Source organism: Prescottella defluvii (genome assembly GCF_000738775.1).
Taxonomy (GTDB): domain Bacteria; phylum Actinomycetota; class Actinomycetes; order Mycobacteriales; family Mycobacteriaceae; genus Prescottella; species Prescottella defluvii.
This window is the reverse complement of record NZ_JPOC01000098.1, coordinates 1-5,996: the sequence shown is the minus strand read 5'-3', so window position 1 is coordinate 5,996 and position 5,996 is coordinate 1. Positions and strand designations below refer to the sequence as shown.

5 protein-coding genes and 3 pseudogenes are annotated in these 5,996 nt (G+C 70.0%); 2 read left to right on the top strand and 6 right to left on the bottom strand.

Features of this window, described 5'->3' with window-relative positions; translation table 11 throughout:
- Positions 1-294: 294 nt before the first annotated feature.
- The 4 genes from IJ15_RS0123785 to map are packed head-to-tail and all read right to left on the bottom strand — an operon-like array spanning position 295 to position 4,570.
- A complete protein-coding gene (locus tag IJ15_RS0123785) occupies positions 295-789 on the bottom strand; it encodes a hypothetical protein (protein ID WP_031940821.1) in 495 nt (164 codons plus the stop codon).
- Positions 790-794: 5 nt separating this feature from the next.
- Positions 795-977: a hypothetical protein gene (locus tag IJ15_RS0123780; RefSeq protein ID WP_031940820.1), complete on the bottom strand. Its 183-nt coding sequence runs from the start codon at positions 975-977 to the stop codon at positions 795-797.
- Positions 978-991: 14 nt separating this feature from the next.
- Positions 992-3,790 carry an FAD-binding and (Fe-S)-binding domain-containing protein gene (locus IJ15_RS0123775; RefSeq protein ID WP_031940819.1) on the bottom strand — a complete coding sequence of 933 codons (2,799 nt, stop codon included), beginning with the start codon at positions 3,788-3,790 and terminating at the stop codon, positions 992-994.
- Positions 3,791-3,799: 9 nt separating this feature from the next.
- A complete protein-coding gene (map, locus tag IJ15_RS0123770; RefSeq protein WP_031940818.1) occupies positions 3,800-4,570 on the bottom strand; it encodes a type I methionyl aminopeptidase in 771 nt (256 codons plus the stop codon).
- 47 nt (positions 4,571-4,617) lie between these two features.
- Between map and IJ15_RS26830 the strand changes: the two are divergent.
- Positions 4,618-4,716, top strand: a pseudogene (locus IJ15_RS26830) (XRE family transcriptional regulator); the annotation flags it as partial.
- A 16-nt stretch (positions 4,717-4,732) separates the two neighbouring features.
- Here IJ15_RS26830 and IJ15_RS26825 read toward each other — a convergent pair.
- Positions 4,733-4,879: pseudogene (locus IJ15_RS26825) on the bottom strand (helix-turn-helix domain-containing protein); the annotation flags it as partial.
- Positions 4,866-5,315: an SRPBCC family protein gene (locus tag IJ15_RS0123765; RefSeq protein ID WP_031940817.1), complete on the bottom strand. Its 450-nt coding sequence runs from the start codon at positions 5,313-5,315 to the stop codon at positions 4,866-4,868. The gene IJ15_RS0123765 and the pseudogene IJ15_RS26825, both read right to left, overlap by 14 nt.
- Positions 5,316-5,567: 252 nt before the next feature.
- Here IJ15_RS0123765 and IJ15_RS0123760 point away from each other — a divergent pair.
- Positions 5,568-5,996, top strand: a pseudogene (locus tag IJ15_RS0123760) (glycosyl transferase); the annotation flags it as partial.

Genomic DNA, 5,996 nt, shown 5'->3' with positions numbered 1-5,996 from the left:
AAGAACACGCACACACCATCACAACAAACCCACAGGCTCGCCGTTCCGGGGCAACCGTTCCAGCCTAACCAGAACCGGAGCCGGACGCAAATCCGAGAACCAGAACCGATCAAAGCAGATTCGCCAGGCGCTCTCCGTACAACCTCGTTTTCCCAGTCCCTCAGGTCCGGGTCGGTGTCCGTGTCGCTCTGACCTGGAATAAGTTACGCGAAGCTTTCGTCGAATGCCAAATCGCCTGGTCAGGCCGTTCGATCGGCGTATTTTGCGTGAATACCGGGTGTCGGGGAGACCCCGTCAGGGCATCTCGATCGTCTCGGCGCGCGCAATCTCCCCGATGGCGGCCCGGATGTAGCCGGCGGACGGCACGTCGGCGGTCGCCAAGAGATCCGCGATCACCAGGATCGCGCTGCGGAGGTAGTCGGCCTGGCCGATCCGTTGTGCGTCGTCGCTCATCTCGGTGAGTCCGAGCGAACCGGTGAGGACGGCGGCCAGCGCAGTGACGTCGAGCCCGGGCAGCCAGGCGAGCGCCGCGCCGGCGACCCGCGTCAGCGCGTCCTGGATGTCGTCCCCGGAGAAACCGTCGGGATGGAGGTCCTCGAGCAGTGCCCGCACGACACCGGCGTGCACCAGGCTCACCTGCTCGAACGGCAGGACGATCAGTTCGTCCACCGCCTCGCCGAGCTGGTCGGCAGACGCGGCGCGGGCGGCGGTCAGGGCGTCGTCGGTGGTGACGGCGATCTGCCGCGCGGTCTTCGGCCACTCACCGGGCCAGCCGTCGGGACGCGACATCGCCGTCACACCGCCGCGCTCAGTGCGACGGAGAGCGGCACCACCGACAGGCACACGACGGCCGCGACGAGCAGTCCGATCACAAGCCGCTTGTCCCACTTTCCCCGCGCACCGCTCGCGGCGAGGACGAACAAGACGAAGCCGACACAGACGGAGGCGATGGTGACGATGACGGGCGTGGAGACCATGACTGGATTGTGCCTCAGGCGCCGGTGACCAGGACTTCCGCCAGGTGCATCCCGCGGCGGTCGGTCAGGTCACCGATCTGGGTCCGGCACGAGTACCCGTCGGCGAGGATCACCGCGTTCCGTTCGGCGCGGGCGACCGCCGGCAGCAACCGGTGCTCGGCCACCGCGACGGAGACGTCGTAGTGGCCCCGCTCCACCCCGAAGTTCCCGGCGAGCCCGCAGCATCCGCCGAGCCGTTCCACCCGCGCGCCGGCCCGGCGGAGCAGCGCGGCGTCGGCGCCCCACCCCATCACCGCGTGGTGGTGGCAATGCGGTTGCGCGACGACCGTCGTTCCGGACAGATCCGGCGGCTCCCAGCCGTCCCAGTCGGTGAGCAGTTCGGCGAGGGTGACGGTGACGTCGGCGACGCGGCGCGCCTCGTCGGTGCCGAGCAGGTCCACGCCGTCGGACCGCAGGACCGCCGTGCACGACGGCTCCATCCCGACGATCGGCACTCCTTCTTCTGCGAGTGCCGTCACGGTGCGGCCGAGGATGCGGCGGGCCGCGTCGAGCTGGCCGGTGGTGATCCACGTCAATCCGCAGCACTGCCTCTTCGCGGTGAGCCGGGGACGGAAGCCGGCGTCCTCCAGAACCCGCACGGTCGCGATCCCGACCTCGGGGGTGAAGCGGTCGGTGAAGGTGTCGACGAACAGCACCACCGGGTCCCCGGTGGTGCGACGATCCGCGGCGGTGTCGGCGAACCACCGACGGAACGGGACCGGCGCGAACTGCGGGATGTGCCGTCGGCGGTCCGCTCCCCCGAGCGTGAGCGCGGCAGGTGCCACGCCGGGCAACCGCGTGACTGCATTGACCACGCGCGGCGCCCGACCCGCGATCGCGGCCCAGCGCGGCAGCCACCCCAACGAATAGTGCGAGGCCGGGCGCAGTCGCTTCCGATAGCTCTGGTGCAGGACCTCCGCCTTGTAGGAGGCCATGTCGACGCCGGTGGGGCAGTCGGACGCGCAGCCCTTGCACGACAGGCACAGGTCGAGGGCGTCGTGCACCTCCGGCGACCGCCACCCCTTGCCCACGAGGCCGCCGTTCACCATCTCCTGCAGGACGCGGGCGCGGCCGCGCGTCGAGTCCTTCTCTTCTCGCGTCGCCGTATAAGAGGGACACATGACGCCGCCGGCCGCGGTGGTGTCGGCGCGACACTTGCCGACACCGGTGCAGCGGTGCACGGCCTGGGCGAAGTCGCCGTCGTCGTCGCGGTAGGCGAGGGCGAGGTTTCGGCGCACCGGCGACGTCTGCGGGACCCGCAGGTCGGCGTCGACCGGGCGGGGATCGACGAGGACCCCGGGATTGAGGAGATCGTCGGGGTCGAAGACGTCCTTGACGGCCCCGAACAGGCGCAGCGCGTCGGACGAGAACATCAGGGGCAACAGTTCACTGCGGGCGCGGCCGTCGCCGTGCTCCCCCGACAGGGAACCGCCGTACCGCGCCACCAGTTCGGCGGCGGCGAACAGGAAGCGTCGGAAGACGGCGGTGCCGTCGGGCCGATCCAACGGCAGATCCAGGCGGATGTGCAGGCAGCCGTCGGCGAAGTGCCCGTACGGCAGGCCCGTGAGGCCGAAGTCGGTGAGCAGGGCGTCGAAGTCACGCAGATAGGGGCCCAGCCGGTCCGGCGGAACCGCGGCGTCCTCCCACCCGGCGTAGGCGGGCCGGCCCGCGGGGCTGCGTCCGGCCAGACCGGCGCCGTCCTCCCGGATCCGCCACAGCGCGGCGATCCTGGCCGGATCCTCGACGACGAGGGTGTCGACGGCGCGGCAGCCGTCGGCCAGCGCCCGCGCCCGACCCAGCACCTCGTCACGTGACGCGCCCGCGATCTCCACGAACAGCCACGCCGCCCCACGCGGCAACGGCGGCACGGCCTGCGGACCACGACGTTCGCGGACGACGTCGACCAGGCGCGAGTCGATGCCCTCGCACGCCGTGGGCCGGAACCCGAGGACAGCCTTGGCGTCGTCGCCGGCCGACGCGATGTCGTCGTAGCCGAGCGCGACCAGCACCCGATGCGCCGGATCCTCCACGAGTCGGACGGTGGCCTGCGTGACGATCCCGAGGGTGCCCTCGCTGCCGACGAGGAACTTCACGACGTCGAAACCGTTCTCCGGCAGCAGGTGTTCGAGCGCGTATCCCGACGCCTGCCTGCCGAAGCGGCCGAATTCGGTTCGGATGGTGGCCAATCCGGTTCGGACCACGCCTCGGAGGTTGTCGAGGACCTGGGTGTCGGCGGCACCGGGCAGCGACAGCCGCTCCCCCGTACCGGCGAGCAGTTCCAGACCGACGACATTGTCCGACGTGCGTCCGTAGCCGAGAGTCCTTGCCCCGCAAGCATTATTGCCGACCATGCCGCCGATGGTGCAGCGGTTGTGGGTCGACGGATCGGGCCCGAACCGCAGCCCGTACGGGGCCGCCGCGCTCTGGAGCACCGCCTGCACGACACCCGGTTCGACGACGGCGGTGCGTGCCTCGGGATCGACGTCGAGCACCCGGCCCAGATGACGGCTGAAGTCGAGCACCACACCCGGCCCCACCGCGTTGCCCGCGACCGACGTCCCCGCACCCCGCGCGGTGATCGGGACACCCTCGGCGCGGCACACGTCGAGCACCGTCGCGACCTCGTCGATCGCACGCGGGAACACCACCGTCGTCGGCGGCACCCGGTACAGCGACGCGTCCGACGAGTATATCGCCCGGGTGGTGCCGTCGTCGCGGACGTCACGAACGCCCGCGCGGCGCAGCGCGTCGGCGATCGGAGTCCAATCCGGCATACGAGCAGCCTAGTGCCGGGCCGTTAGCACCACCGGGCCGTCGTCGGTGATCGCGACGGTGTGCTCACTGTGCGCGGCCCGGGCGCCGGTCACGGTCCGGAGAGTCCAGCCGTCGGCGTCGTGGCGGTAGTCGTCGGAGCCGTCGGCGATGAGCATCGGTTCGATCGCGAGGACCAGGCCGGCGCGCAACCGCATGCCCTTGCCGGCTCGGGCCTCGTTGGGCACGTCCGGACCCTCGTGCATGACCCGGCCGATGCCGTGACCGCCGTGGTCGGCGAGCAAGCCGTAACCGCGGCTGCGGACGTACCCGCCGATCGCGGCGCCGATGTCACCGAGTCGGTTCCCGACCCGGGCGGCGTCGATGCCGCGCCGGAGCGCCTCGTCGGCGGCCGCGATGAGCGCCTCGTCCGCGGGATCCGCGGTGCCGACGACGAAACTGATCGCCGAGTCTCCGCACCACCCGCGCAGCCTGGCGCCACCGTCGATGCTCACGAGGTCGCCGTCACGCAACCGGTAATCCGACGGAATACCGTGCACCACAGCATCGTTCACGGACGTGCAGACCACCCCCGGGAACGGCGTCGGCGCCCAGTCGGGCCGATAGTTCAGGAACAGCGGATCCGCACCGGCGGCGGATACGACGCGGGCAGCGACGGCGTCGAGCTCGCGCAGACTCACCCCCACCTGCGCGTGGCCACGCGCCGCCGCGAGGGCGTCCGCGACCACGCGGCCCGCCGCTCGCATCCCCTGGATCTCGGATTCGGTCTTGAGTTCGACCACTGCACACCTCCGGCTCGAATAACTATACCGGTATTACTATATGCATCATGGTGCGCGTGCCGTTGACGGCGGAGGAACTCGAACGTGGGCAGAGGCTCGGTGAGCTGCTGCGATCCGCGCGGGGCGAGAAGAGCATGGTGCTGGTGGACCGCAGGGGGCCGGGATCTCCTGCGGGGACCCCGGCAGCTCCCGCGCCAGCGCGGACGCCGACGCCGGGGACCGCCCGAGCCGCAGCAGGATGTCCCAGCGGGTGTCGTCGGCGAGCGCCGCGAACACCACCGGAGTTGGGGCGGTTTCACCCGACGGCATCGACGGCCTCCAGGTGACTCTTCGCGAGCGCCATCTCGACCGCCCAACCCTCCACATTGCCGTCGTACTTCTCACGGCGTTCCAACTCGGTGCCCGGCAGCGTCGCAAACCCCGTCTCGACCACCGTCAGCACCACCGCGTCGGCCGACGTCTCCACGATCGTGAACTCCACGAGCGTCGACGGCCCGTCGGCGGCACCGGGGTCGGCAAGCCAGCGGAAGGCCGCGTAGCGGGGTTCGTCCAACTGCACCGTCGCGAAGGCGAACTCGCCGTGCGCGGGATCGTGCACGACGTCCAGCTCGCCGCGACGCTCGATCCTGTGTTCGACGATCCGCTCGTCGTTGATGTACCAGCCGGGTTCGCTGATCAGCTTCCACACCCGCGACGCCGGGGCGTCGATCTCTATCGTCCGTTCGATCCGGTCCAGCACGTCCATCGGTTCGATCCTTCCGGTTCGGCGATTACCTGCAACTCCAGAATTGCAGATCACGAGGGTTTGCGCAACCACTCGATTGCACATCAAGAGTTGTCCGTTCTGCCCGGATCGCTTTGTCCCCTACGCCCACTGCGTCCCCGGCACTCCCTTCTTCTCACAGATGAAACCCAGTTAGCTGCGGTAATGTCGCGTCGGCCAACCGACGGCTGAGCGGCGCCCGCCCCTTCCGTCCCGCGACACGAAAGGGACGATGTGAGCGAGACCCTGCAACTGTCGGACGGGAACATTTCGTCCGCACCGACTCCCACCGTCACGGAAACCGGCACACCCAGCCGTCGCCGACGGGTCCGGATCGCACTCGCCGACGTCGTCGCCGCCGCCTCGTTCCTCGCGCTCGCCGTCTTCGTCCTCGGACGGCAGTGGAAGCACCTCGGGGACGGCTATCTGGTCCGCAGCGGCCAGGACCAGGCGATGTGGGAATGGTTCTTCGCGGTCACCGCGCATTCCCTCGCGAACTTCGAGAATCCCCTGTCGAGCACGCTGCAGAACTATCCGCTCGGCGTGAACCTGATGGCCAACACGTCGATGTTCGGCGTCAGCATCCCGCTCGCACCGATCACCCTCCTGTTCGGGCCCACCGTCACGTTCACGCTCGCACTCACGCTGGGCCTGGCCGGCACC

Excerpts from the sequence above, each read along its gene's own strand:
- IJ15_RS0123775 (WP_031940819.1), bottom strand. The coding sequence starts at position 3,790 with ATGCCGGATTGGACTCCGATCGCCGACGCGCTGCGCCGCGCGGGCGTT.
- IJ15_RS0123765 (WP_031940817.1), bottom strand. The coding sequence starts at position 5,315 with ATGGACGTGCTGGACCGGATCGAACGGACGATAGAGATCGACGCCCCG.
- IJ15_RS0123785 (WP_031940821.1), bottom strand. The coding sequence starts at position 789 with ATGTCGCGTCCCGACGGCTGGCCCGGTGAGTGGCCGAAGACCGCGCGG.
- IJ15_RS0123780 (WP_031940820.1), bottom strand. The coding sequence starts at position 977 with ATGGTCTCCACGCCCGTCATCGTCACCATCGCCTCCGTCTGTGTCGGC.